This window comes from Sterolibacterium denitrificans (assembly GCF_900174485.1).
GTDB lineage: Bacteria > Pseudomonadota > Gammaproteobacteria > Burkholderiales > Rhodocyclaceae > Sterolibacterium > Sterolibacterium denitrificans.
On record NZ_LT837803.1, the window covers coordinates 1044190 to 1065510 of the forward strand.

Genomic DNA, 21321 nt, shown 5'->3' on the forward strand with positions numbered 1-21321 from the left:
CAGGCTGGGCAACGACAAATGATAGCGCTGCGGCAGACGGACGGCGAATGTTTTGCCGTCATGCCGTGTTTTCCGTGCCGGGCCTGGGGCGGATGGCCGACTTGGGACGAAAGGCCTTGATCACGGCCGGATCGGTTTCGATGTACGGGCCGCCGATCAGTTCGATGCAGTACGGCACGGCGGCGAAGATGCCGTTGACGAGCGTCTTGCCCTCGGCATCCTTGACGCCTTCCAGGGTCTCCCGGATCGACTTGGGTTGGCCGGGCAGGTTGATGATCAGGGAGCGGCCGCGAATCACGGCGGTCTGGCGCGAGAGGATGGCGGTGGGCACGAAGTTCAGACTGATGCGGCGCATCTCCTCGCCGAAGCCCGGCATCACCTTGTGCGCCACGGCCAGCGTGGCTTCCGGCGTGACATCGCGCGGCGCCGGGCCGGTGCCGCCGGTGGTCAGCACCAGATGGCAGCCGGCGTCGTCGCAGAGTTCGATCAGGGTGGCCTCGATCCCGGCCTGCTCGTCGGGAATCAGCCGGGTTTCCATGCGCCAGGGCGTGTCCGGGGCAAGGGCGGCGGAGAACCAGTCGCGTAGCGCCGGGATGCCCTGGTCCTGGTAACTGCCGCTGGCCGCGCGGTCGGAAATGGAAACCAGGCCGATGCGCAGTTCTTCGTTGGCTTCGTTCGGGCTGTTCATGGGTTTTCCTGTTCTGCCGGGGTTTTTTCCTGCGGCTCGCGCGTTTCCTCGAGCGCCTTCAGTACCTGGAAGATTTCGCGGTAGGCGCGTGGCGGCCGGTTCTGCAGTTTTTCCTTCAGCGCGTTGCGGCGCAACTGGCGCAGATGCTGCAGATCGGCATGCGGGTGGCTGGCGGTGATGGCCGCCAGGGCGGCGACTTCGTCATCGAGCAACTGCTCGCGCAGGCGTTCCAGATGATGCAGGCGCTGGTTTTCGGCGACCGAGACACCGGCAATGGCATCGAGTGCGGCGCGGATCGGTGCGACATCTTCCGAGCGCATCAGCTTGCCGATGTACTGCAGCTGGCGGCGGCGGGCTTCGTGCTTGGTCATGCGCTGGGCCTCGCGGATGGCGTCGCGCAGGGCGTCCGACATGGTGATTTTTGCCAGGCGTTCGGGGGACAGGCCAATCAGTTCCTTGCCCAGGTTCTGCAAGGCATCGGAGTCGCGCTTGCGCTGGCTTTTGCTGGGGCGCTCGTGGTGAAGTCCCTCGTCGGGGTGTTGGGCATCGGCGTCGGGCCACATGTCAATTGTCCGGCGAGTCAAAAGGGTATCATTATAGCTTTTGCCCCTCGCCGCTCTTTCTTCTATGTCCGCACCCGAATTCAGTTACAGCCAGCACCAATTGCGCCAGTTCGCCGCCGATGTGTTGCGCCATGCCCGCGAGCTGGGCGCCAGCGCCTGCGAAACCGATGTTTCCGAAGCCTTCGGCCAGTCGGTCAGCGTGCGCAAGGACGCTGTCGATACCATCGAATACAACCGCGACAAGGGCATCGGCGTGACGGTCTATCTGGGCCAGCAGCGCGGCCATGCCAGCACCTCGGACTTTTCGCCGGCGGCGCTGCGGGCGACGGTGGCGGCAGCGCTGTCGATTGCCCGATTCACCGCGCCCGATCCCTGCGCCGGCCTGCCCGAGGAAAAATTGCTGGCCAGAAAGAGCATGGATCTTGATCTTCATCATCCCTGGCCGCTGTCGGTCGAGGAGGCCATCGAGACCGCGCGGCGTTGCGAGCAGGCCGCCTTTGCCGTCAGTCCGCTGGTGAGGAATTCCGAAGGCGCCAGCGTTTCGGTGCAGCAGTCGCAGTTCGTCTCGGCCAACAGCCTGGGCTTCATGGGCGGCTTTCCGACCTCGCGGCATTACATTTCCTGTTCGGTGATCGCCGGTGCGGGCGACAACATGCAGCGCGACGATTGGTATACCTCGAACCGCAATCCAGCCCGCCTGGCGGCACCCGAAGCCGTCGGCGAGTACGCGGCGCGGCGCGCGCTGGCGCGCCTCGGCGCACGGCGCCTGAAGACCCGTGCGGTGCCGGTGCTGTTCGAAGCGCCGCTGGCCGTCGGCCTGATCGGCAGTCTGGTGCAGGCGGTCAGCGGCGGGGCGCTGTATCGCAAATCCAGCTTCCTGCTCGACAGTCTCGGCCAGCAGATCTTTCCGCAGCATGTGCAGATCAGCGAGCGTCCGCATCTCAAGGGCGCGCTGGCCAGCAGCCCGTTCGACGACGACGGCGTGGCGACGCGCGACCGCGAGGTGGTGCAGGATGGCGTGCTGCAGGGTTACTTCCTGTCCACTTATTCGGCGCGCAAGCTGGACATGCAGACGACCGGCAATGCCGGCGGCAGCCACAACCTCATCGTCAAGTCCGGCGCGCTGGATTTCGAGGGACTGCTGCGCCAGATGGATACGGGCCTCCTGGTCACCGAACTGCTCGGCCAGGGCGTGAATTACGTCACCGGCGATTATTCGCGCGGCGCCGCCGGCTACTGGGTGGAAAAGGGCCGGATCGCCTATCCGGTGCAGGAAATCACCATCGCCGGCAATCTGCGCGAAATGTTCAAGGGCATCGTCGCCATCGGTAATGACGTGCTGGTGCGCGGCTCCAAGCAGGTCGGCTCCATACTCATCGACCGCATGACGGTGGCCGGCAACTGAAAGGCAAAGACATGACCCGCATCCAAGCCATCGAACTGGAAGATTACGCCTGGTTTCCCGGCCAGTGGCGCAACTTCATGACGGACTTCTATCACTACCAGATGAAGACCTTCGATCTGTACCGTCCGGCGGCCGGCCTGCTGGCGAATGCGTTGCAGCGCAGCGGCCAGACGCGCATCGTCGATCTGTGCTCGGGCGGCTCGGGGCCGCTGGCGCTGGTGCAGCAGCAATTGCGCGAGCAGCACGGACTGAACGTGCCGGTGCAACTGACCGACAAATATCCAAATCTGCCGGCTTTCGCAAAAATTGCCGACGAGGCACGGGCGCTGGGCGGGGAGATCAGCCATGCGACAGCCTCGGTCGATGCCACGGCCGTGCCGGCGGAACTGACGGGCCTGCGTACCATGTTCTCCTGCTTCCACCATTTTCCGCCGCCGCTGGCAACGCGCATCCTCGCGGATTGCGTGGAGAAGCGGGCGCCGCTGGCCATCTTTGAACTTTCCAACCGCAGCCTGGCGGCTTTCCTCCAGGTATTGCTCGGCGGGCCGCTGTCGATTCCGCTGCTGACGCCGTTCTTCAAGCCGTTCTCCTGGGCGCGGCTGTTCTGGACTTACGTGATCCCGGTGATTCCGTTCTGCGCCGTCTGGGACGGCGTGGCCTCCAATCTGCGCGCCTACGCGCCGGACGAGCTGATGGCGCTGGTCGGCCAGGTGCCGGGGCAGGAAACTTACGATTGGCAGACGGGCATCGCGCCCGGCGGCGTGGCGGGTGTGCGGGTGACTTATCTGATCGGCGTGCCGCGCGCTGTTTGACCAGGCGGGCCGCCAAAATACGCCGGGTGCATCTGCACATCTCCCGGGGCGGCGGTCGGCGATGGTAAAATCCGCCCTTTCCTTTTTTCTCTCTCAGCGGAACCCGACTCTCATGTTTTCCAGACAACACACCCTGGCCAAGACCGATCCCGAACTGTGGCAGGCGATCGAAGGTGAAAACCGTCGCCAGGAAGACCACATCGAACTGATTGCGTCCGAGAATTACGTCTCCTGCGCCGTGCTCGAAGCGCAGGGTTCGCAGCTCACCAACAAGTATGCCGAGGGTTATCCGGGCAAGCGCTATTACGGCGGCTGCGAGTTCGTCGACCAGGCCGAGCAACTGGCCATCGACCGCCTGAAGAAGCTGTTCGGCGCCGATGCCGCCAACGTCCAGGCCAACTCCGGTTCGCAGGCCAATCAGGCGGTGCTGATGGCCTTTGCCAAGCCGGGCGATACCATCATGGGCATGAGCCTGGCCGAAGGCGGGCATCTGACCCACGGCATGCCGCTCAACATGTCGGGCAAGTGGTTCAATGTCGTTGCTTACGGCCTCAACGAGAAGGAAGAAATCGACTATCCGAAGATGGAGGCTCTGGCGCGCGAGCACAAGCCGCGCATCATCATCGCCGGCGCTTCGGCCTATGCGCTGCGCATCGACTTCGAGCGCTTCGCCAGGATCGCCAAGGAAGTCGGCGCAATTTTCTGGGTCGATATGGCGCACTACGCCGGCCTGATCGCTGCCGGCTTCTACCCGAACCCGGTGCCGCATGCCGACGTGGTCACTTCGACCACCCACAAGACCCTGCGCGGCCCGCGCGGCGGCGTCATCCTGATGAAGGCGGAACACGAGAAAGCCCTCAACTCGGCGATTTTCCCCGGCCTGCAGGGCGGACCGCTGATGCACGTCATCGCCGCCAAGGCCGTGGCCTTCAAGGAAGCCGCCACGCCGGAGTTCCGCAACTACCAGGAACAGGTGATCTCGAATGCCCAGGTCATGGCGCGGGTGCTCACGGCGCGCGGTCTGCGCATCGTTTCCGGGCGTACCGAATCGCATGTGTTCCTGCTCGATCTGCGCGCCAAGAACATCACCGGCAAGGATGCCGAGGCCGTGCTGGGCCAGGCGCACATCACGGTGAACAAGAACGCCATTCCCAACGATCCGCAAAAGCCCTTCGTGACTTCCGGCATCCGCATCGGCACGCCGGCGATGACGACGCGCGGCTTCACCGAGATCGAAGCCGAGCAGATCGCCCATCTGATCGCCGACGTGCTCGATGCGCCGAATGACGAAAAGGTGCTCGCCGCCACCCGCATCAAGGCGGGCGAGCTGTGCAAGCGCTTCCCGGTTTATGGCTGATTCGGTAAGGAGCAAGGCTTCGGACGTGCGGCGCGGGGCGTCTCACTCCGCTCGCCTGCGCCGCTGCATTCCGCGCCTCATCCCTCACGCCTCACGCCCGACATGAAGTGTCCCTACTGCACCGAACTCAACACCCAGGTGGTCGACACCCGGATGAACGAGGACGGCGATACCGTGCGCCGCCGGCGGCGCTGTCCGAATTGCGACAAGCGTTTCACCACCTACGAGCGCGTTGAATTGCAGTTGCCGCAGATCGTCAAGAAAAACGGCAGCCGCTGCGATTACGAGCGCGAGAAGTTGCATGCCAGCATGATGCTGGCCCTGCGCAAGCGGCCGGTGACCACCGAGAGCCTCGAATCGGCCATCGACCGCATCGAGGAAAAGCTGGTGACGCTGGGTGAGCGTGAAATCGCCAGCGATCGCATCGGCGAGCTGGTGATGCGCGAGCTGAAGAAGCTCGACAAGATCGCCTATATCCGCTTTGCTTCCGTGTATCGCAATTTTGCGGATGTCGAGGAGTTTTCCGACGCCATCCGCGAAGTGCGCAAGCCGCGCGTCGCGCGTTCGTCACGCATGCCGCGTTCTTCCGGCCGCTCCTGAGCGGGCCGCCTGCCGCGCTGGCCGTCAGATCTCAACTCCTGGTGTAGTGCTGCATTCTTGACGGAATATGTAAATATCGGGTTCGTCATTCCCGCGCAGGCGGGAATCCAGTACGTACCTGGGTTCCTGCTTTCGCAGGGACGACAAATGTGTGGTTTTTTATGTATCAATTAGCGTGCACACTACACTAGCCACCATGAGCGCCACATCCCCATACACGCCGGCAGACCATGCCTACATGGCGCGCGCCCTGCAGTTGGCGCAATCGCCGGGTGTGCTGAACACCACGACGCCGAACCCGCGCGTCGGCTGCGTGCTGGTACGTGAAGGGCGGATCATCGGCGAAGGCTACACCCTGCCGGCCGGCCAGAATCACGCTGAAATCCAGGCGCTGCTTGCCGCGCGCGGACAACATGGCGAGGCAGCGGCGGCGGGCGCGACGGCCTATGTGACGCTGGAGCCCTGCAGCCATCATGGGCGCACGCCGCCCTGTGCCGACGCGCTGATCGCGGCCGGCGTCGCGCGCGTGGTGGCCGCCATGCAGGATCCGAATCCGCAGGTGGCCGGCCAGGGGCTCGCCCGCCTGCAGGCGGCGGGCATCGAGACCTGCTGCGGCCTGATGGCAGCCGAGGCGCGGGAAATCAATATCGGTTTCGTCGCCCGCATGACGCGCGGGCGGCCGTGGCTGCGTCTCAAGCTGGCCGCCAGCCTGGATGGCCGGACTGCGCTGAACAACGGCGCCAGCCAATGGATCACCGGCCCTGCGTCGCGTGCCGATGGGCACCGCTGGCGCGCGCGGGCCTGCGCCATTCTCACCGGCATCGGCACGGTGCTCGAAGACGATCCGCAACTGACGGTGCGCCTGGATGAGCAGGAAGGAAGGCCGCGCCAGCCGCTCAAGGTGATCGTCGATAGCCGGTTGGCAACGCCGCCCACCGCGCGCCTGTTCGACGGCGCGAGTCCAGTGCTGATTGCCTGTGCCGGCTCGACGACGGACGGACAGGCGGCGGCCTTGCGCGCCCGCGGCGCCGAAATCGTGGCCGTGCCCGGCGAACGGGGACAGGTGGATCTTGCCGCCCTGTGCGGCGAGCTGGCGCAACGCGGCATCAACGAAATCCACGCCGAGGCCGGCCACAGGCTGAGCGGCGCCCTGCTGCGCGCCGGGTTGGCCGACGAGTTGCTGCTCTACTATGCGCCGACGCTGCTCGGCGACAGCGCGCGCGGCATGTTCGCCCTCGGCGAGCTGACTGCGCTCGCCGACCGGCGCGACCTGCAGATGATGGATGTCCGGCGGCTGGGTGACGACATCCGGATCCTGGCGCGGCCCCGTTGAATCAAATTACGCTGCCTGGCCCAACGAGGCTGCCCCCATGGTGTTGCTTCAGGCTCCGCTTTCGCTGGCGCGGGTGATGCGATCCAGTTGCAGCATGATCGACATGCTTTCCTTTTCCATGCGCGTCAGCGCATCGGCAGCCAGCGCGAAATCGTTGGCGTGATAGGCATCGAGCGCTTCCTTGCCGGCCGCGTGGAAACTGGCATGCGGCGCTTCGATATCGGCATAGCCGGGCAGATGCGAGAACAATTTCTTGCCCTCGCCCTGGTCGTACCACTTGCCGAGCCGGCAGCCGTGGTGATCGCTGAAGTCGCCGGACTTGCGCGGCGATATTCCCATGACGACGTGATAAATGTCCATCTTGAAGGCGAGATGGTCGACCTTGGCCAGTTCGACGAAACTGCGCAGGGCGGAGGAGGTGACGACCTGCTCCATGTCGTGTGACAGCGCGAGGATGCTGGCGGTCTTTTCGGTCGCCGTCATGCTGCACTGGCCGAACGTTCCGGCGGCTGCGGCATTTTCCTGCATCTGCGTCATGGCGGTGGAAGCTTCGGTCTGGATGGAGGTGACCAGGCTGGAAATTTCCGTGGTGGCCTTGCTGGTGCGCTCGGCCAGCTTGCGGACTTCATCGGCGACGACGGCGAAACCGCGTCCCTGCTCGCCGGCGCGGGCCGCTTCGATGGCGGCATTCAGCGCCAGCAGGTTGGTTTGATCGGCAATCTCGCGGATCAATTGCAGGATGCCGCCGATTTGCGTGGTGCGTTCATTGAGATTGTCCATTTCGCGCGCCGTATCCTGCAGGCGGGCGACCATCTGTTCCAGCGCCGCAGAAATCTGTTCCGTGGCCTGCTGGTTCTCGCGCGAGGTCGCCGCCACCTGGGTGGCGTTGCTGCGTTTTTCATGCAGCGTCGTGGCCAGTTCGGCCAGCGATGTGCGAAATGCCTGGAAAGATTCGGCGTAAGACTGCTGCTGCTGGAATATCTGGAGATGAAACCAGTCGAGTCCTTCACGCGCGGCAGCCTCTGCCTTGAGCGCGGCGAGGCCGGCTTCGCTGGCGGCGAGTGCGCTGCGTGTCGCTTCGAGGGCGTGCTCGCGCTCGGCGAGCTGGGTTCGTAATTCCTCGTTGTCCCGACGCAGTTTCGAGCTGAAGAACATCAGGTGCTTCCTTTTCGATGGGGTTGTAGGAGGGATTGGGGATAAGGGATGGGGATGAAGAGGGGATACCCCGGAATGTCCAAGTGTTATATCGAAGGTTATAACATTGAAAAGCGTAAATGGCGAAGCCGGTGGCGCTGGAGCGGACGCGATGGCGCGGGGCTGTTGCGCTCAGCCGCAGCCACATACGCCGCACTGTGGATCGCGCGGCACGGCGATGCTGCGCCATTCCATGGCCAGGCCGTCGAGCAGCAGCAGGCGGCCGGCCAGTGAAGTGCCGCAGCCGATGATCAGCTTCAGGGCTTCCGCCGCCTGCATGCTGCCGATGATGCCGGTCAATGGGGCGAAGACGCCCATGACGGCGCAGCGCACCTCTTCCACATCCTGAGCTTCGGGAAACAGGCAGTGATAACAGGGCGCCTGGGGCTGGCGTGCGTCGAAGACGGCGATCTGTCCGTCGAAGCGGATGGCGGCGCCGGAAACCAGCGGCTTGCGCCGCGCCACGCAGGCGCGGTTGATGGCATGGCGCGTGGCGAAGTTGTCGGTGCAGTCGAGGACGACATCGGCAAGCGCGGCTTCTGCCAGCAAGCGTTGTTCGTCGAGGCGCTCGTTGAGCGGGATGACCCGGCATTCCGGATTGATTTCATGCAGCCGCAGCCGGCCGGACTCGACCTTGGCCTCGCCCAGCGAGCTTTCCCGATGGAGGATCTGGCGCTGCAGATTGGTGGCATCCACCGTATCGCTATCGGCCAGTACCAGCGTACCGACGCCGGCCGAGGCGAGGTAGAGCGCGGCGGGCGAGCCGAGGCCGCCGGCGCCGACGACCAGCACGCGCGCGGCGAGCAGCCTTTCCTGGCCGGCGACATCGATCTGCGGCAGGAGGATGTGGCGGCTGTAGCGGAGCAGCTGGGCGTCGTTCATGCAGCGTGAGGCGTGAGACGTGAAATGGGGTCAGCGTTCTTCACGCAGTTCGACGGGCGTATCGTCGCGATCGCCATGGGGGTGCTGCTCCCAAGCCTTGACATAGACTTCGTTGGACTTCTTGATCAGGCGTTGCGGCACGCGCATGTTGCGTAGTTGCGTCTCTTCCCAGAAGTGGATCAGGGCGCGTTCGAGCTTGCGATAACGGGATCCCTGAAAGCGGAATCCCTGGCTGATGAGGGCTTTTTCGAGTCCCTTCAGCGTGTATTCGGTCAGGTTGTAGCTCACCCGCAGGCAGTTCGGCGCGACGGTGACGACTTCGAGCCCGTCGATGCCGTCGAGCAACTGGCGTACCTGTTCGGTCTGCTCCGCCAGCAGCGCGTCAAAGCGCAGCAGCCGCGTCTTGGCGGAATCGTACTGGTGCACCAGGCCCTGGTCACGATGACTGCGATGCCGCACGGCATCGCGCAACTTGCGGGCCTGTTCCGGGTTCATGCGCTCATGCCCTCATGTCCCAGCCGCGCATTTCATTGCCGCTTGATGATCTGCCAGGCCTTGAGCAGGCCGAGCGCCTGATTCAACTGGTAGTCGTTCTTCGAGGCGAACTCGACCGGCGCGATCTGCGCTTCCTCGTCGGCCTTGTTCTTGGCGGGCTTCGGTGTCGCCGTGCCGGCTTCGTTTTCCTTGTCGTTTTCGAGATGCCGCTCCAGATCGGCTTCGCGCAGAAACTCGTGGCTCTGGCCATTCATGGTTTCCTCGACGATGACGTCCGGCGTGATGCCCTTGGCCTGTATCGCGCGCCCCGATGGCGTGTAATAGCGTGCCGTGGTCAGCTTGATGGCCGTGTTGTTGGACAACGGCAGCACGCTTTGCACCGAGCCCTTGCCGAAGGTCTGGGTGCCCAGGATGATGGCGCGCTTGTGATCCTGCAGGGCGCCGGCAACGATTTCCGAAGCCGAGGCCGAGCCGCCGTTGACCAGCACCACCAGGGGGATGCTGCGGATTTCGGCGGGCAATCCCTGCAGGGGATCCTTGCGCGTGCCGCGCAGATAATCTTCCGGGCTGGCGATGTATTGACGTTTGGCATCCGCAGTGCGGCCGTCCGTGGAGACGACGGGCGTCTGAGGCGGCAGGAAGGCGGCGGAAATGCCGACCGCGCTGTGCAGCAGGCCGCCCGGATCGTTGCGCAGATCCAGCACCAGGCCGCGCAACGGCTCCTGGGTCTCCTTGCCGTTCTGGTCGGTGGATTTTTCCGGCACGAACAGTTTGTTGATGTGTTTTACGACGTCGGCAACCGTTTCTTCCTGGAACTGGGTGACGCGCAGATAGCCGAAGCCGGGTTCGATGATCTTCGACTTGACGCTCTGTACCTTGATGATCTCGCGCTGCAGTGTGAGGATCAGCGGCTTCGGCACGTTCTTGCGGACGATGGTGAGAACGATGGACGTGCGCGGTTTGCCGCGCATGCGCTTGACGGCCTCGCTGAGCGTCATGCCCTTCACCGGCGTGTCGTCGAGCTTGACGATCAGATCGCCCGATTTGATGCCGGCGCGGAAGGCGGGGGTGTCCTCGATCGGCGAGACCACCTTGACGAAACCGTCCTCCATGCCGACTTCGATACCCAGGCCGCCGAACTCGCCGGCCGTATTGACTTGCAGTTCCTTGAAGGACTCGGCATCGAGATAGGCCGAATGCGGATCGAGGTTGGAGAGCATGCCGCTGATGGCATGAGTGATCAGCTTCTTGTCGTCGATGGTTTCGACATAGCCCTGCTTGATGGCGTTATAGACATCGGCAAAACTGCGTAGCTCTTCGAACGGCAGCGCGGTAGGCGCTTCTTTCTGGGCGCTGGCCGAGAAGTTGAGGCTGATCAACACGCCGGCAACCAATCCGATCGAGATGAGTCCGGCCTGTTTCAGTTTGTTGCCCATGTGCATCGTGCTCCGAGAATTTCGCTGGGGTTTGGTCCGGCCGCGCCGACATCGATCAGCGGCAATACAGCAAGCGCATCTCACCAGATGCGGATGTCGATTACTTGAGGCTGACCCAGTTGAGCGGGTTGATGGCCTGCCCTCGCTGGCGGAGTTCAAAGTATAAACCGGATTCCGGATTGCCACCGCTGTTGCCAACGGCAGCAACGGCATCGCCGGCCTTGACCGTATCGCCAACCTGGCGGAGAAGGGACTGATTGTTGCCATAGACGCTCAGCCAGGCATCGCCATGGTCGATGATCAGCAGATTGCCGAAGCCGCGCAGCCAGTCGGCAAAGACGATGCGTCCCGGCGCCAGCGCCTTGACTTCGCTGCCTTCAGCGGCGCGGATGAACACGCCCCGCCAGGTGGCGCCGCCCTCGGCGCGCGCAGCGCCGAAGCGGTGGATCAGTTCGCCGCGCACCGGCAGGCGCAGTTTGCCCTTGAGGGCGGCGAAATTGCCGACATAGCCGAAGTCCTCGGGTTCGTGCTCGTTACGTTCGGCCTGCCCGGGCGCCGTTGAGGAGGCGCCGGCAGCAGACCCGGTCGATTGTTTCGCGGTCGGCGGCCGGGCCGGTTGCTTGCGCGCCCGCGCTTTCGCCTGACTCGCCGCCTTGCGCGCGAGGTCGTCGATCAAGCGGCTCAGGCGCTGCTCATCCCGCTTCAGGGTACTGATTTCGCGGCGCTGCGATGTCAGTTTGCCGGAAAGCTCCTCCAGTACGGCCTTGCGCTGCTGCTGTTGGCTGAGGAGGAGGTTGTGCTGCTGCTGCCGTTTCTGCTCGATGCGGACGAGCTCCTCGCGTTTGGCGCTCATGGAGGCGCCGAGGCGTTGCTTGTCCTGCAGGGATTGCTGCAGTGTCTCCAGCAGCGTGGCCTTGGCGCGCGACAACTGCGTCGTGTAATACAGGTCGCGCGCTGCCTGGTTGGCATTGCCGCCGGAGAGCAGCAGGCGCAGGGCATCGATGTCGCCATTCAGATACTGGCGGTAGAGCAGGCGGCCGAGTTGCCCTTGCTGGCGGGTAACCTGATTTTCCAGTCGTCGGGCCTGTTGCTGCAGTTCGTCCAGCTCCGCTTCGGCGCTGGCACGCTGCTCGCCGAGTTCGCGCAGTTGGCGGCTGGTATTCGAGATTGCCGACTCGGTTTCCTTGAGCCGGTTGCTGGCCTGGGTACGGCTTTTCTCGGTTTGCGCCAGATTTCGATTGAGTTTCTTGAGTTTGCTCTGGACGGCCTGGAGTTCGCCGCGCTTGCTGTCAACCGGGGCGGAAGCGGCGGCCTTGGGCGCCGCGTTTGCCAGCGTGACCGATGCGGCGAACAGGCATGATCCCAGCAGGAGCGTCCAGCGTGGGATGGATGACGTGAATGGCGTAGATGGCGTGAGTGTGCGTCCCGGAAACATCCGCTGTGCTTCGGTTGTCCTGCAAGCCTGTTGAACCTGTTAAGCCTGTTTCGCCTTGCCCTGATTGGCGACGGCCTGCATGGCGGCTTCGATGGCGGCCGCATCGCCGAGGTAGTAATGGCGGATCGGCTTGAGATCGGCATCCAGCTCATACACCAGCGGCTGCGCCGTCGGGATGTTGAGGCCGACGATGTCGGCATCGGAAACATCGTCGAGATACTTGATCAGGGCACGCAGGCTGTTGCCGTGCGCCGCGATGATGACGTTCTTGCCGGACTTCACCGTGGGGGCGATGGTTTCGTGCCAGTAGGGCAGAAAGCGCTCGACGGTGTCCTTCAGGCATTCGGTGCGCGGCAACTCGCCGGCGGCCAGGTCGGCGTAACGCGGATTGCCGGCTTCCATGCGCGGATCGTCGGCATCCAGCGGCGGTGGCGGAATGTCGTAGGCGCGGCGCCAGACCAGTACCTGCTCCTCGCCGTGCCGGGCGGCGGTTTCGGCTTTGTTGAGCCCCTGCAAGGCACCGTAATGGCGTTCATTGAGGCGCCAGGAGTGATGGACGGGAATCCACATGCGATCCATCTCTTCGAGCACCGTCCACAGCGTCTTGATGGCGCGCTTGAGCACCGAAGTGTAGGCAATGTCGAAAGCGAAGCCTTCCTGCTTCAGCAACCGGCCGGCAGCGCTTGCCTCGGCCAGACCTTTTTCGGTCAGATCGACATCGGTCCAGCCGGTGAAGCGGTTTTCCTTGTTCCAGATCGATTCTCCGTGGCGGATCAAAACGATTTTATGCATGGCTGGGCAGGCGACAGGTATTGAAAATGGAGTATTCTATAGCACTCTCCATTTCACCATGCACTGTGCGGCTTGCACCGCCGACCCGCAGACCATTCTTACGTTCCCACACTCCCATATTCCAGTATTGCCATGAGCGATGCCGTGCTCGATCTGATCGAAAAACAGGAACACATCGAAACTGCCGCACGCGCGCTCAAGGCGATTTCTCATCCATTGCGGCTGAAAATCCTCTGCGTCATCGGTGAGCTGGAAGTCTGCGTGCAGGATATCGTCGATGCGGTGGGCACCTCGCAGAGCAACATCTCGCAGCATCTGGCCATTCTGCGCGAGAAGGAGGTACTGCAGACGCGTAAGGATGCCAACCGGGTCTACTACCGCGTTGCCGATCCGCGCGTGCTGCAGTTGATCGGCCTGATGCGCGAGGTTTTCTGTGGCGTCTCGCCGAATGCGTAACGGCGCAGCGGATAACCAATAACCAATAACTAACACTAACCGATAACGGATAACTGACAGACGGAGCCGGTCTTGGATTTCGTAACCAACAACATCATGTATGTGCTGCTCGCTGTCGTCAGCGGCGGCATGCTGCTGTGGCAGACGCTCAAGGGTACGGGCGGCAGCCAGCTCACGCCGCAGGCCGCCACGCTGCTGATGAATCGCGAGGATGCGCTGGTGCTCGACGTGCGCGATGCGGCCGAATGGGCAAGCGGTCACATCCCCAATGCGCGCCACATTTCCCTGGATCAGCTGGATAAGCACCTGCCCGAAATCAACAAATACAAGACGCGGCCGCTGATCGTCAGTTGCCAGTCGGGCCATCGTTCGAGTGGCGCGTGCGGCAAGCTGAAGAAACAGGGCTTCGAGCAGGTCTATAACCTTGCCGGCGGCATCGCGGCCTGGCGCGATGCGGGCTTGCCGGTGACCACCAAGTAACCGGGCGGCGCACATCATGTCGGTCAAGGTCCAGATGTACAGCACGGCCGTATGCCCCTATTGCGTGCGTGCCGAACAATTGCTGAAAAGCAAGGGCGTTGCGGAAATCGAGAAAATCCGCATCGACCTCGAACCGGAATCGCGCGAACGGATGATGCAGCGTACCGGGCGGCGCACCGTGCCGCAGATCTACATCGGCGAGACCCATGTCGGCGGCTATGACGAACTGGTCGCGCTGGAACGTGCCGGCAAGCTCGATCCATTGCTGGCCGGCGGCTAGAGGCAGGGCGCGTCCTCATCAGCACTTCATACGCCACACTTCACACTTTTTCGTTTTCCTATTTTTTGACGACAGGCAATCCACATGAGCGAACAACAGGCCCCGGTTTTTTCCATCGAGAAAGTCTATGCAAAGGATGTTTCTCTCGAAATTCCCAATGCACCGCAGGTCTTTCTCGAAAGAGAGAACCCCACCATCGAATTGCAGTTGCACGATGGCGCCAGCACCATCGAAGACGGGCTGTATGAAGTCGTGGTCACGGCGACGGTGACTGCGAAGACCGGCGAGAACACGATGTTCCTGGTCGAAGTGGCCCAGGCCGGTGTTTTCCAGATCCGCAATCTGCCGGTGGAAAACATCGAACCCGTCCTCGGCGTGGCTTGCCCGAACATCATTTTCCCGTATCTGCGCGAGACGGTTTCCGATCTCGTCACCCGTGCCGGTTTCCCGCCGGTGCTGCTGGCACCGATCAATTTCGAAGCGCTGTACCAGCAACGCATGCAGGCGCAGCAACAGGTCCAGGCGAACGGCGAACTGCCGATTCAGTGAGTCCGGCAGGAATCCTCATGAAGTCCCCACGCTACTGGCTGGCTACGGTCTTGCTGCTGGTCGCCATGCCGGCAATGGCTCTCGATTACCGTTCGGTAACCGAACCGGCGGTGCTGTACGACGCGCCCTCGCTGAAAGGCAAGCCGCTGTTCGTCATTGCCCGGCAGACGCCGGTCGAGGTGGTGGTGGCGCTGGAAGGCTGGAGCAAGGTGCGCGATGCTTCCGGCGGCCTGGCCTGGATCGAAAAACGCCTGCTCGGCGAACGGCGTACCGTGCAGGTGACGGCCGCCCGCGCGCAGGTGCGCACTGCCGCCAGTGCCGAGGCGCCGCTGGCATTCGAGGCGGAACGGGACGTCGTCCTGGAGTTGACCGATCCGCTGCCCGTCAATGGCTGGGCCAGGGTACGCCATCGCGACGGCCAGAGCGGCTTCGTCCGCGCCGAGCAGGTGTGGGGCCTGTAAGTCGTCCCGGCGCGGGTTGCGGGCGACAGACCTGACTTCATCATGAAAATTGCCGTCATCGGCGCCGGCGCCTGGGGAACCGCGCTGGCCATCGCCTTCGCCCGCGGCGCCTCGCACCAAGTCACACTTTGGGCGCGCGATCCCGCGCTGTGCGCCCGCATGCAGGCGCTGCGCGAGAACGCGCCTTACCTGCCAGGACAGACCTTTCCCGACGCGCTGGTCGTGCGTGACGACTTTCCGGCAACCGTCGATGCGGCCGAACTGCTGCTGTTGGCCACGCCGCTGGCCGGTTTGCGGCCGATCCTGCGGCAATGGCGCGGTACGGCCAATGCCGTTGCACGGCCTTTTTTGTGGCTGTGCAAGGGGCTCGAAGCCGAAACCGGCCTGCTGCCGCACCAGATCGTTGCCGAGGAATTGAACGGCTGGCCGGCCTTGCATGGCGCGCTGACCGGACCGAGCTTTGCCGAAGAAGTGGCGCGCGGCCTGCCGGCAGCGGTCACGCTGGCCAGCGCCGACGCCGGTTTCGCCCGCGCCATGGCGCAGGAACTGTCCGGCGCGCGACTGCGCATCTACGCCAACGACGACGTGATCGGCGCCGAAGTCGGCGGCGCGGTGAAAAATGTCCTGGCCATTGCCAGCGGCATTTCCGATGGCCTGGGACTCGGCCACAACGCTCGCGCCGCCCTGATCACGCGCGGTCTGGCGGAGATCGTTCGTTTCGGTCTGGCGCTCGGCGCGCGCCGCGAAACCCTGATGGGCCTGGCCGGCATGGGCGATCTGATTCTCACCTGCACGGGCGACCTGTCGCGCAACCGGCGCGTCGGCCTGGCGCTGGCGGCCGGCCGCACGCTGGCCGACAGCGTGCGCGAACTCGGCCATGTCGCCGAAGGCGTGTATAGCGCGCGCGCCGTGGCGCGCCGGGCCGCAGAATTGCAGGTTGAAATGCCCATCGTGCAGGCGGTTTGCGCCGTGCTTGATGGGCAGCTATCGGCTGCTGCCGCTGTCGATCGGTTGATGCAGCGGGATCCCAAGGATGAGTGTTGAAGGCCGGGGTTTGTCTTGTCTTGGCGGGTGAAGTTTCAACAACCGGGTTTCGTCTTGAGGGTGAGGTACCGATACCGGGATTTTGTTTCGGTGGGTTGATTTGGTATTGCTGAGTTTTTCCTTGGCGGTGCGCTGAAGCCGGGACTCGCCCCGGCGGGGTTTTCAAAAGCCAGGTTTCGCCGCCGCCGAGCGGCCGGTTTCTAAACTCGCTGCGCTCGGGCAACGAAACCGGAAACCTCTGCCCGGCACTGGCTCCGCTCGGCGGCGCACAGGGGAATGGAAAAGCGTCACAGTCCAACGGACAGAGCGCGGCGCGTTGCGCCGGGTAAGCTGATGCAGGGTTGCACGCTTGATACATATTCATCGTCCCCGCGGAAGCGGGGACCCAGGAACCGAACTTGAGAGAGGCGTGCAGCTTCTCAGATATTCGTCGTCCCCGCGAAAGCGGGGACCCAGGAACGTACTGGATTCCCGCTTTCGCGGGAATGACGAATCCGATATTTATATCTTCCAGCAGGCTTGGTATTTGGCTTTTCAACCCCCACGCGTTGAGCAGCACCCCCATTCCCCTGTGTCTCGCCGAGTTTCGCTGCCGGCGAGCGGGGCTTTCCGGTTTCGTTGTCTGAGCGTAGCGAGTTTAGAAACCGGCCGCTCGGCGGCGGCGAAACTCGGGCAGCCCGAAGGGCCGAGACACCGGGGTGCGTTTCTTTGCCTACTTTCTTGTCGCGCGACAAGAAAGTAGGTCGCCCGCCGGGGCGAGTCCCGGCTTCTGCGCTCCGTCAGAAAACGCCCCGACAAGCCCAAATCACTCACCGCAACAAAATCCTGGTACCGCCGTTCCACTCCACACTCACGACGAATCCTGGCCGTTGAAAAGCCTACCGAGTCGACTCCCGCCAATCCCAAATCCCCCGACACCCTCTCATCTCCTACAAACTCAAACACCACCAACAAAACCCAATTGACGCCAAACTTCGAAAGCCACCACGGCCACGGTGTTAGATAAATTGACGCTGCGGCACTCCGGCCGCATCGGCAGGCGGATGCGCCGTTCCTCGGCGATGCCATCCAGCACCTCGGCCGGCAGGCCGCGTGATTCGGGGCCGAACAGGAAAGCATCGCCGGCCTGGTAGCGTGGTTGATCGTGACGCGTCGTACCGCGCGTGCTCAGGGCGAAGAGGCGTGCCGGGCTGCCGTCGTCGTTGCGTTCCAGGCTGGCGATGCAATTCGGTAAATTCTCATGAATACGCACATCGGCAATTTCGGCATAATCCATGCCGGCGCGCCGCAGTTGCGCCGCGCTCAAGTCGAAGCCGAGCGGCCGCAGCAGATGCAGACGGACGCCGACGTTGGCGCAAAGCCGGATGACGTTGCCGGTATTGGGTGGAATTTCGGGTTGATACAAAATGATGTGAAACATGATGTGCTATAGTCAGAGGCAAATTGCCGAGTCATGTTCCCAGCAGAATCAAACGCTTGGATTGTAAAGCTGAAAACGATTGGAGATACCGTATGTCGCGTCCGGAGAAAATCCGCCTCGGCGATTTTCTGATAGCGCAAGGTCTGTTGACCAATGAGCAGCTGGGACTTGCACTCGAAGAGCAGAAGCGCAGCGGGCGCAAGCTTGGGCGCATTTTCATCGAGGCGGGCTATGTATCCGAAAAGGAAATCACCAAGGCGCTCGGCCGCCAGTTGCGTGCGCCCTTCGTCGATCTGGTCACTTTCAAGCCCAAGCCCGAGCTGATCAATCTGCTCACGGAAGCTGCGGCCCGTCGTTACCGGGCCATCGTTCTCGACAACGAAGAGGACGTCAATATGCTGATGGTCGGTTTTGCCGATCCGACCGACCTGGTGGCGTATGACGAAGTGAGCCGCATCCTGCAGCGCGAGATCATGCTGGCCGTGGTCATGGAAAGCCAGTTGCTGACCACGCTGGACCGCGTGTATCGCCATACCGAGGAAATCTCCGGGCTCACTCAGGAGCTCGCCGAGGACATGCTCGATGGGCAGTTCGACTTCGGCAATCTCGAAGGCGTGCTGACCACGGACGAAGATGCGCCGGTCGTCAAGCTGCTGAATACCGTGTTCGAGGAAGCCATCAAGCAGCGTGCTTCCGACATCCATATCGAGCCGCAGGAAAAGCAGTTGATCATCCGCTTTCGCATCGACGGCGTACTGCATGTGCAGACCGAAGCCCATCCCCGGGTGGCTGCGCCGCTGGTATTGCGCCTGAAGCTGATCTCGGGGCTGGATATTTCCGAAAAGCGTTTGCCGCAGGATGGCCGCTTCAACATCAAGCTGAAGAACTCCGCCGTGGATGTGCGTCTGTCGACGCTGCCGACCCAGTATGGCGAATCTGCCGTCATGCGCCTGCTCAGTCAAAGCAACAACTTTCTGGCGCTCGACAAGATGGGCATGCCGCCCACGCTGCTCGAACGCCTGCGCCATGCCATCCACCGCCCCAGCGGCATGGTGCTGGTGACCGGGCCGACCGGCTCGGGCAAGACCACCACGCTCTATTCGGCGCTGGCCGAACTGAATTCGCCGGAAAAGAAAATCCTCACCGTCGAGGATCCGATCGAATACCGGCTGCCCGGCATCAATCAGACCCAGGTCATGGAGAAAATCGACCTGACCTTCTCGCGCGTGCTGCGCGCTGCCCTGCGCCAGGATCCGGACATCATCCTGGTTGGCGAAATGCGCGACCAGGAAACCGCCGAGATCGGCATGCGCGCGGCGATGACCGGCCACATGGTGCTCTCGACCCTGCACACCAACGATGCCTTGACCACTCCGATCCGCCTGCTCGACATGGGCGTGCCGCGCTTCATGGTGGCGATGTCGCTGCAACTGGTGCTGGCCCAGCGTCTGGTGCGCACCATCTGCGAGCGCTGCGCGGACGAATACAAGCCGACGCCGCAGGAGCTGGCCTGGCTGCGCATGGAACTGGGCGACGAAGCGGACAGCAAGACCTTCTACCGGGGCTACGGTTGCGACAATTGCAACAAGAGCGGCTATACCGGACGCCAGGCGATCTATGAATGCCTGGAGATGACCCAGGTGATGGTCGATGCGGCGAATCATGGCGATCCGCAGGAATTCCTGCGGGCTGGCCGCGAGCAGATGGCCGGCAATACCCTGCGGCGCGATGCCCTGCGGCTGGCCTTGGCCGGGCGCAGCACCATCGAGGAAGTGATGCGCATCAACAACCAGATGGAAGGCTGAGAGGGCTGAATGCCGAATTTCGCCTATCGTGGCCGTGATGCCAATGGCCAGGTGGCCAGTGGCCACATTGATGCAGCCAGCGCCACCGAGGTCGCGGGCCAGCTTCAGTCGCGCGGCATCACGCCCGTTTCGATCACGGCGCAATCGGGTTCGGTCCGGGCCAAATCCAGATCCGCTGCGGCGAAGCCGGCCACGGCCGCAGCCAGTGACGGCAAGGCGGCTGCGGCCAGCTCTCTGGCCAGCAAGGATCTGCTTCCCAAGCCGGTCGATAGCACGGATGTCATGTTTTTCTCGCGGCAACTCTACACCCTGCTCAAGGCCGGGGTGCCGATCATGCGCGCCCTGGCCGGCCTGCAGGAATCCGCGAGCAAGCCGACCGTCATCGAAATGCTGCAGGAACTGCGCGAGAGCCTCGATGCCGGCCGCGAGTTGTCAACCGCCCTGGCCCGCCTGCCGAAAATCTTCACGCCCTTTTACGTGGCCATGGTGCGCGTGGGTGAAATGACCGGGCAAATGGAAACCGTCTTTCTGCGCCTGTATCACCACATGGCTTTCGAGCGCTTCATGAAGGAGCAGGTTTCCTCGGCGACGCGCTATCCCATGTTCGTCATCATCGCCATGGCGATTGCCCTGGTGGTGGTCAACATCTTCGTCATTCCGGCATTCGCCAAGGTGTTCGCCGGCTTCCATGCCGAACTGCCCTTGATGACCAAGATCCTGCTGGGCTTTTCCAGCTTCATGGTCGACACCTGGTACGTGATGCTCGGTGGCGTGGCGTTGGGCATCTTCGCCTTCAGGACGTGGATCCGTACCATACCTGGCCGTTTCCAGTGGGACAAGATTAAGCTGACCCTGCCGATTGCCGGCAAGATCATCAGCAAGGCCACGCTCGCGCGTTTTGCGCGCAGCTACGCGCTGGCCTCGAAGAGCGGCGTGCCCATCATCCAGGCGCTGACCACCGTCTCGCAGACCGTCGGCAACGAATACATCGCTCACAAGATCGACGGCATGCGCGATGGCATTTCGCGCGGCGAGACCGTGCTGCGCGTCGCCGCGCACGCCGGCATCTTCCCGCCGGTGGTGCTGCAGATGATCGCCGTCGGCGAGGAATCCGGCACGCTGGACGATCTCATGCAGGAAATCGCCGAAATGTTCCAGAACGAGATCGAATACGAGCTCAAGACCCTGGCCCAGCAGATCGAGCCCATCCTGATCACCATGCTCGGCGTCATGGTGCTGGTTCTGGCGCTGGGCATCTTCCTGCCGCTCTGGGACATGGGCAGCGTGGTGACGAAAAAATGAGAACGGCAACAAACTAAGCAATGGGCATCAGAAAATAGTGGAATTATTGGTGCGGACTGGTTAAACTGGCGCCGCATCTGCTTGACCGGCGGTATCGGGCTGTACGGGTTCGAGGGAACGAAACCAAACTCATAGTAAAAGGAAAGGGAACTTATGAAACGGAATCAACAAGGCTTCACGCTGATCGAACTGATCATCGTCATCGTGATCCTGGGCATCCTGGCGGCGGTGGCTTTGCCGAAGTTCGTCGATTTGTCGGGTGAGGCGGAGGATGCGGCCGTCAAGGGCGTGGCTGGAGGCATCAGTTCGGGCATGTCCATCAATTACGCTGCGCGTAAGGTGAGTAGTGCCAAGGGGGTTGCGGTTACCGATTGCCAACAGGGAGCGGACGTTCTTGATGGTGGCTTGCCGACGGGTTATACAATTACAGCAGCGGCTGTCGCTGCCAACGCAACTAAGTCGGATTGTGTATTGACCGGACCCAGCACCAAGACAGCTTCTTTTACAGCCATCGGTATTCTCTGATCATTAC

At 62.9% G+C, this 21321-nt stretch carries 23 protein-coding genes and 1 pseudogene; 14 read left to right on the forward strand and 10 right to left on the reverse strand.

Features of this window, described 5'->3' with window-relative positions:
- Positions 1-58: 58 nt before the first annotated feature.
- Both mog and yjgA read right to left on the reverse strand, forming a co-directional pair.
- Positions 59-688, reverse strand: coding sequence for a molybdopterin adenylyltransferase (mog, locus tag SDENCHOL_RS04800; RefSeq protein ID WP_154716199.1), 630 nt, complete (start codon positions 686-688; stop codon positions 59-61).
- Positions 685-1251 (reverse strand): ribosome biogenesis factor YjgA, encoded by a 567-nt coding sequence (gene yjgA, locus SDENCHOL_RS04805; RefSeq protein WP_154716200.1) that lies wholly within the window; start codon positions 1249-1251, stop codon positions 685-687. Before yjgA ends, mog begins: the two co-directional genes overlap by 4 nt.
- A gap of 64 nt (positions 1252-1315) precedes the next feature.
- On the opposite strand from yjgA, the gene pmbA reads away from it, so the two are divergent.
- From pmbA to ribD, 5 genes are all read left to right on the forward strand, one after another.
- Complete coding sequence (gene pmbA / locus SDENCHOL_RS04810; protein WP_154716201.1) at positions 1316-2656, forward strand: metalloprotease PmbA; 1341 nt, start codon at positions 1316-1318, stop codon at positions 2654-2656.
- A gap of 11 nt (positions 2657-2667) precedes the next feature.
- Entirely contained in the window at positions 2668-3468 is an 801-nt protein-coding gene (locus SDENCHOL_RS04815) for a hypothetical protein (RefSeq protein WP_154716202.1), read from the forward strand.
- Between the two features lie 112 nt (positions 3469-3580).
- Positions 3581-4825, forward strand: coding sequence for a serine hydroxymethyltransferase (gene glyA, locus SDENCHOL_RS04820; protein ID WP_154716203.1), 1245 nt, complete (start codon positions 3581-3583; stop codon positions 4823-4825).
- Between the two features lie 102 nt (positions 4826-4927).
- Positions 4928-5425 carry a transcriptional regulator NrdR gene (gene nrdR, locus SDENCHOL_RS04825; protein ID WP_154716204.1) on the forward strand — a complete coding sequence of 166 codons (498 nt, stop codon included), beginning with the start codon at positions 4928-4930 and terminating at the stop codon, positions 5423-5425.
- A 196-nt stretch (positions 5426-5621) separates the two neighbouring features.
- Positions 5622-6758, forward strand: coding sequence for a bifunctional diaminohydroxyphosphoribosylaminopyrimidine deaminase/5-amino-6-(5-phosphoribosylamino)uracil reductase RibD (gene ribD, locus SDENCHOL_RS04830; RefSeq protein ID WP_197706847.1), 1137 nt, complete (start codon positions 5622-5624; stop codon positions 6756-6758).
- A 48-nt stretch (positions 6759-6806) separates the two neighbouring features.
- Here ribD and SDENCHOL_RS14695 read toward each other — a convergent pair whose 3' ends face one another.
- From SDENCHOL_RS14695 to gpmA, 7 genes and pseudogenes are all read right to left on the reverse strand, one after another.
- Entirely contained in the window at positions 6807-7295 is a 489-nt protein-coding gene (locus tag SDENCHOL_RS14695; protein ID WP_420031043.1) for a CZB domain-containing protein, read from the reverse strand.
- Positions 7281-7520: pseudogene (locus SDENCHOL_RS14700) on the reverse strand (methyl-accepting chemotaxis protein); the annotation flags it as partial. The gene SDENCHOL_RS14695 and the pseudogene SDENCHOL_RS14700, both read right to left, overlap by 15 nt.
- A 564-nt stretch (positions 7521-8084) precedes the next feature.
- Positions 8085-8834: a HesA/MoeB/ThiF family protein gene (locus SDENCHOL_RS04840; RefSeq protein ID WP_154716206.1), complete on the reverse strand. Its 750-nt coding sequence runs from the start codon at positions 8832-8834 to the stop codon at positions 8085-8087.
- Between the two features lie 30 nt (positions 8835-8864).
- Positions 8865-9329 carry a hypothetical protein gene (locus SDENCHOL_RS04845; protein WP_154716207.1) on the reverse strand — a complete coding sequence of 155 codons (465 nt, stop codon included), beginning with the start codon at positions 9327-9329 and terminating at the stop codon, positions 8865-8867.
- Between the two features lie 32 nt (positions 9330-9361).
- The gene (locus SDENCHOL_RS04850; RefSeq protein ID WP_154716208.1) at positions 9362-10765 is read right to left on the reverse strand and encodes a S41 family peptidase; all 1404 of its coding nucleotides are present in this window, start codon (positions 10763-10765) and stop codon (positions 9362-9364) included.
- 100 nt (positions 10766-10865) lie between these two features.
- Complete coding sequence (locus SDENCHOL_RS04855; protein WP_154716209.1) at positions 10866-12200, reverse strand: murein hydrolase activator EnvC family protein; 1335 nt, start codon at positions 12198-12200, stop codon at positions 10866-10868.
- Between the two features lie 39 nt (positions 12201-12239).
- Positions 12240-12992 (reverse strand): 2,3-diphosphoglycerate-dependent phosphoglycerate mutase, encoded by a 753-nt coding sequence (gene gpmA / locus SDENCHOL_RS04860; RefSeq protein ID WP_154716210.1) that lies wholly within the window; start codon positions 12990-12992, stop codon positions 12240-12242.
- A gap of 132 nt (positions 12993-13124) precedes the next feature.
- Here gpmA and SDENCHOL_RS04865 point away from each other — a divergent pair, with 132 nt between their 5' ends.
- The 6 genes from SDENCHOL_RS04865 to SDENCHOL_RS04890 all read left to right on the forward strand — a co-directional run bounded on the left by SDENCHOL_RS04865 (position 13125) and on the right by SDENCHOL_RS04890 (position 16262).
- Positions 13125-13448 carry an ArsR/SmtB family transcription factor gene (locus SDENCHOL_RS04865; protein WP_154716211.1) on the forward strand — a complete coding sequence of 108 codons (324 nt, stop codon included), beginning with the start codon at positions 13125-13127 and terminating at the stop codon, positions 13446-13448.
- A gap of 72 nt (positions 13449-13520) precedes the next feature.
- Entirely contained in the window at positions 13521-13928 is a 408-nt protein-coding gene (locus tag SDENCHOL_RS04870; protein WP_154716212.1) for a rhodanese-like domain-containing protein, read from the forward strand.
- A 16-nt stretch (positions 13929-13944) separates the two neighbouring features.
- Positions 13945-14208 carry a glutaredoxin 3 gene (grxC, locus tag SDENCHOL_RS04875; protein WP_154716213.1) on the forward strand — a complete coding sequence of 88 codons (264 nt, stop codon included), beginning with the start codon at positions 13945-13947 and terminating at the stop codon, positions 14206-14208.
- Positions 14209-14292: 84 nt separating this feature from the next.
- Positions 14293-14757: a protein-export chaperone SecB gene (gene secB, locus SDENCHOL_RS04880; RefSeq protein ID WP_154716214.1), complete on the forward strand. Its 465-nt coding sequence runs from the start codon at positions 14293-14295 to the stop codon at positions 14755-14757.
- A 17-nt stretch (positions 14758-14774) separates the two neighbouring features.
- Positions 14775-15218 (forward strand): SH3 domain-containing protein, encoded by a 444-nt coding sequence (locus tag SDENCHOL_RS04885; protein ID WP_154716215.1) that lies wholly within the window; start codon positions 14775-14777, stop codon positions 15216-15218.
- A gap of 42 nt (positions 15219-15260) precedes the next feature.
- Positions 15261-16262, forward strand: coding sequence for an NAD(P)H-dependent glycerol-3-phosphate dehydrogenase (locus SDENCHOL_RS04890; protein WP_154716216.1), 1002 nt, complete (start codon positions 15261-15263; stop codon positions 16260-16262).
- A gap of 937 nt (positions 16263-17199) precedes the next feature.
- Here SDENCHOL_RS04890 and SDENCHOL_RS04895 read toward each other — a convergent pair.
- Entirely contained in the window at positions 17200-17682 is a 483-nt protein-coding gene (locus SDENCHOL_RS04895; protein WP_154716217.1) for a tRNA (cytidine(34)-2'-O)-methyltransferase, read from the reverse strand.
- 92 nt (positions 17683-17774) lie between these two features.
- Between SDENCHOL_RS04895 and SDENCHOL_RS04900 the strand changes: the two genes are divergently transcribed.
- The 3 genes from SDENCHOL_RS04900 to SDENCHOL_RS04910 all read left to right on the forward strand — a co-directional run bounded on the left by SDENCHOL_RS04900 (position 17775) and on the right by SDENCHOL_RS04910 (position 21314).
- On the forward strand, positions 17775-19487 hold the full coding sequence (locus tag SDENCHOL_RS04900) for a GspE/PulE family protein (RefSeq protein WP_154716218.1): 1713 nt from the start codon (positions 17775-17777) through the stop codon (positions 19485-19487).
- A 9-nt stretch (positions 19488-19496) separates the two neighbouring features.
- Positions 19497-20789 (forward strand): type II secretion system F family protein, encoded by a 1293-nt coding sequence (locus SDENCHOL_RS04905; RefSeq protein ID WP_154716219.1) that lies wholly within the window; start codon positions 19497-19499, stop codon positions 20787-20789.
- 153 nt (positions 20790-20942) lie between these two features.
- Positions 20943-21314 carry a prepilin-type N-terminal cleavage/methylation domain-containing protein gene (locus SDENCHOL_RS04910; protein ID WP_154716220.1) on the forward strand — a complete coding sequence of 124 codons (372 nt, stop codon included), beginning with the start codon at positions 20943-20945 and terminating at the stop codon, positions 21312-21314.
- Positions 21315-21321 lie beyond the last annotated feature (7 nt).

Excerpts from the sequence above, each read along its gene's own strand:
- SDENCHOL_RS04895 (WP_154716217.1), bottom strand. The coding sequence starts at position 17,682 with ATGTTTCACATCATTTTGTATCAACCCGAAATTCCACCCAATACCGGC.
- SDENCHOL_RS14695 (WP_420031043.1), bottom strand. The coding sequence starts at position 7,295 with ATGACGCAGATGCAGGAAAATGCCGCAGCCGCCGGAACGTTCGGCCAG.
- SDENCHOL_RS04845 (WP_154716207.1), bottom strand. The coding sequence starts at position 9,329 with ATGAACCCGGAACAGGCCCGCAAGTTGCGCGATGCCGTGCGGCATCGC.
- ribD (WP_197706847.1), top strand. The coding sequence starts at position 5,622 with ATGAGCGCCACATCCCCATACACGCCGGCAGACCATGCCTACATGGCG.
- SDENCHOL_RS04815 (WP_154716202.1), top strand. The coding sequence starts at position 2,668 with ATGACCCGCATCCAAGCCATCGAACTGGAAGATTACGCCTGGTTTCCC.
- SDENCHOL_RS04910 (WP_154716220.1), top strand. The coding sequence starts at position 20,943 with ATGAAACGGAATCAACAAGGCTTCACGCTGATCGAACTGATCATCGTC.
- mog (WP_154716199.1), bottom strand. The coding sequence starts at position 688 with ATGAACAGCCCGAACGAAGCCAACGAAGAACTGCGCATCGGCCTGGTT.
- pmbA (WP_154716201.1), top strand. The coding sequence starts at position 1,316 with ATGTCCGCACCCGAATTCAGTTACAGCCAGCACCAATTGCGCCAGTTC.
- SDENCHOL_RS04900 (WP_154716218.1), top strand. The coding sequence starts at position 17,775 with ATGTCGCGTCCGGAGAAAATCCGCCTCGGCGATTTTCTGATAGCGCAA.
- SDENCHOL_RS04890 (WP_154716216.1), top strand. The coding sequence starts at position 15,261 with ATGAAAATTGCCGTCATCGGCGCCGGCGCCTGGGGAACCGCGCTGGCC.
- SDENCHOL_RS04905 (WP_154716219.1), top strand. The coding sequence starts at position 19,497 with ATGCCGAATTTCGCCTATCGTGGCCGTGATGCCAATGGCCAGGTGGCC.
- yjgA (WP_154716200.1), bottom strand. The coding sequence starts at position 1,251 with ATGTGGCCCGACGCCGATGCCCAACACCCCGACGAGGGACTTCACCAC.
- SDENCHOL_RS04850 (WP_154716208.1), bottom strand. The coding sequence starts at position 10,765 with ATGGGCAACAAACTGAAACAGGCCGGACTCATCTCGATCGGATTGGTT.
- SDENCHOL_RS04865 (WP_154716211.1), top strand. The coding sequence starts at position 13,125 with ATGAGCGATGCCGTGCTCGATCTGATCGAAAAACAGGAACACATCGAA.
- secB (WP_154716214.1), top strand. The coding sequence starts at position 14,293 with ATGAGCGAACAACAGGCCCCGGTTTTTTCCATCGAGAAAGTCTATGCA.
- glyA (WP_154716203.1), top strand. The coding sequence starts at position 3,581 with ATGTTTTCCAGACAACACACCCTGGCCAAGACCGATCCCGAACTGTGG.
- nrdR (WP_154716204.1), top strand. The coding sequence starts at position 4,928 with ATGAAGTGTCCCTACTGCACCGAACTCAACACCCAGGTGGTCGACACC.
- SDENCHOL_RS04840 (WP_154716206.1), bottom strand. The coding sequence starts at position 8,834 with ATGAACGACGCCCAGCTGCTCCGCTACAGCCGCCACATCCTCCTGCCG.
- gpmA (WP_154716210.1), bottom strand. The coding sequence starts at position 12,992 with ATGCATAAAATCGTTTTGATCCGCCACGGAGAATCGATCTGGAACAAG.
- SDENCHOL_RS04855 (WP_154716209.1), bottom strand. The coding sequence starts at position 12,200 with ATGTTTCCGGGACGCACACTCACGCCATCTACGCCATTCACGTCATCC.
- grxC (WP_154716213.1), top strand. The coding sequence starts at position 13,945 with ATGTCGGTCAAGGTCCAGATGTACAGCACGGCCGTATGCCCCTATTGC.
- SDENCHOL_RS04885 (WP_154716215.1), top strand. The coding sequence starts at position 14,775 with ATGAAGTCCCCACGCTACTGGCTGGCTACGGTCTTGCTGCTGGTCGCC.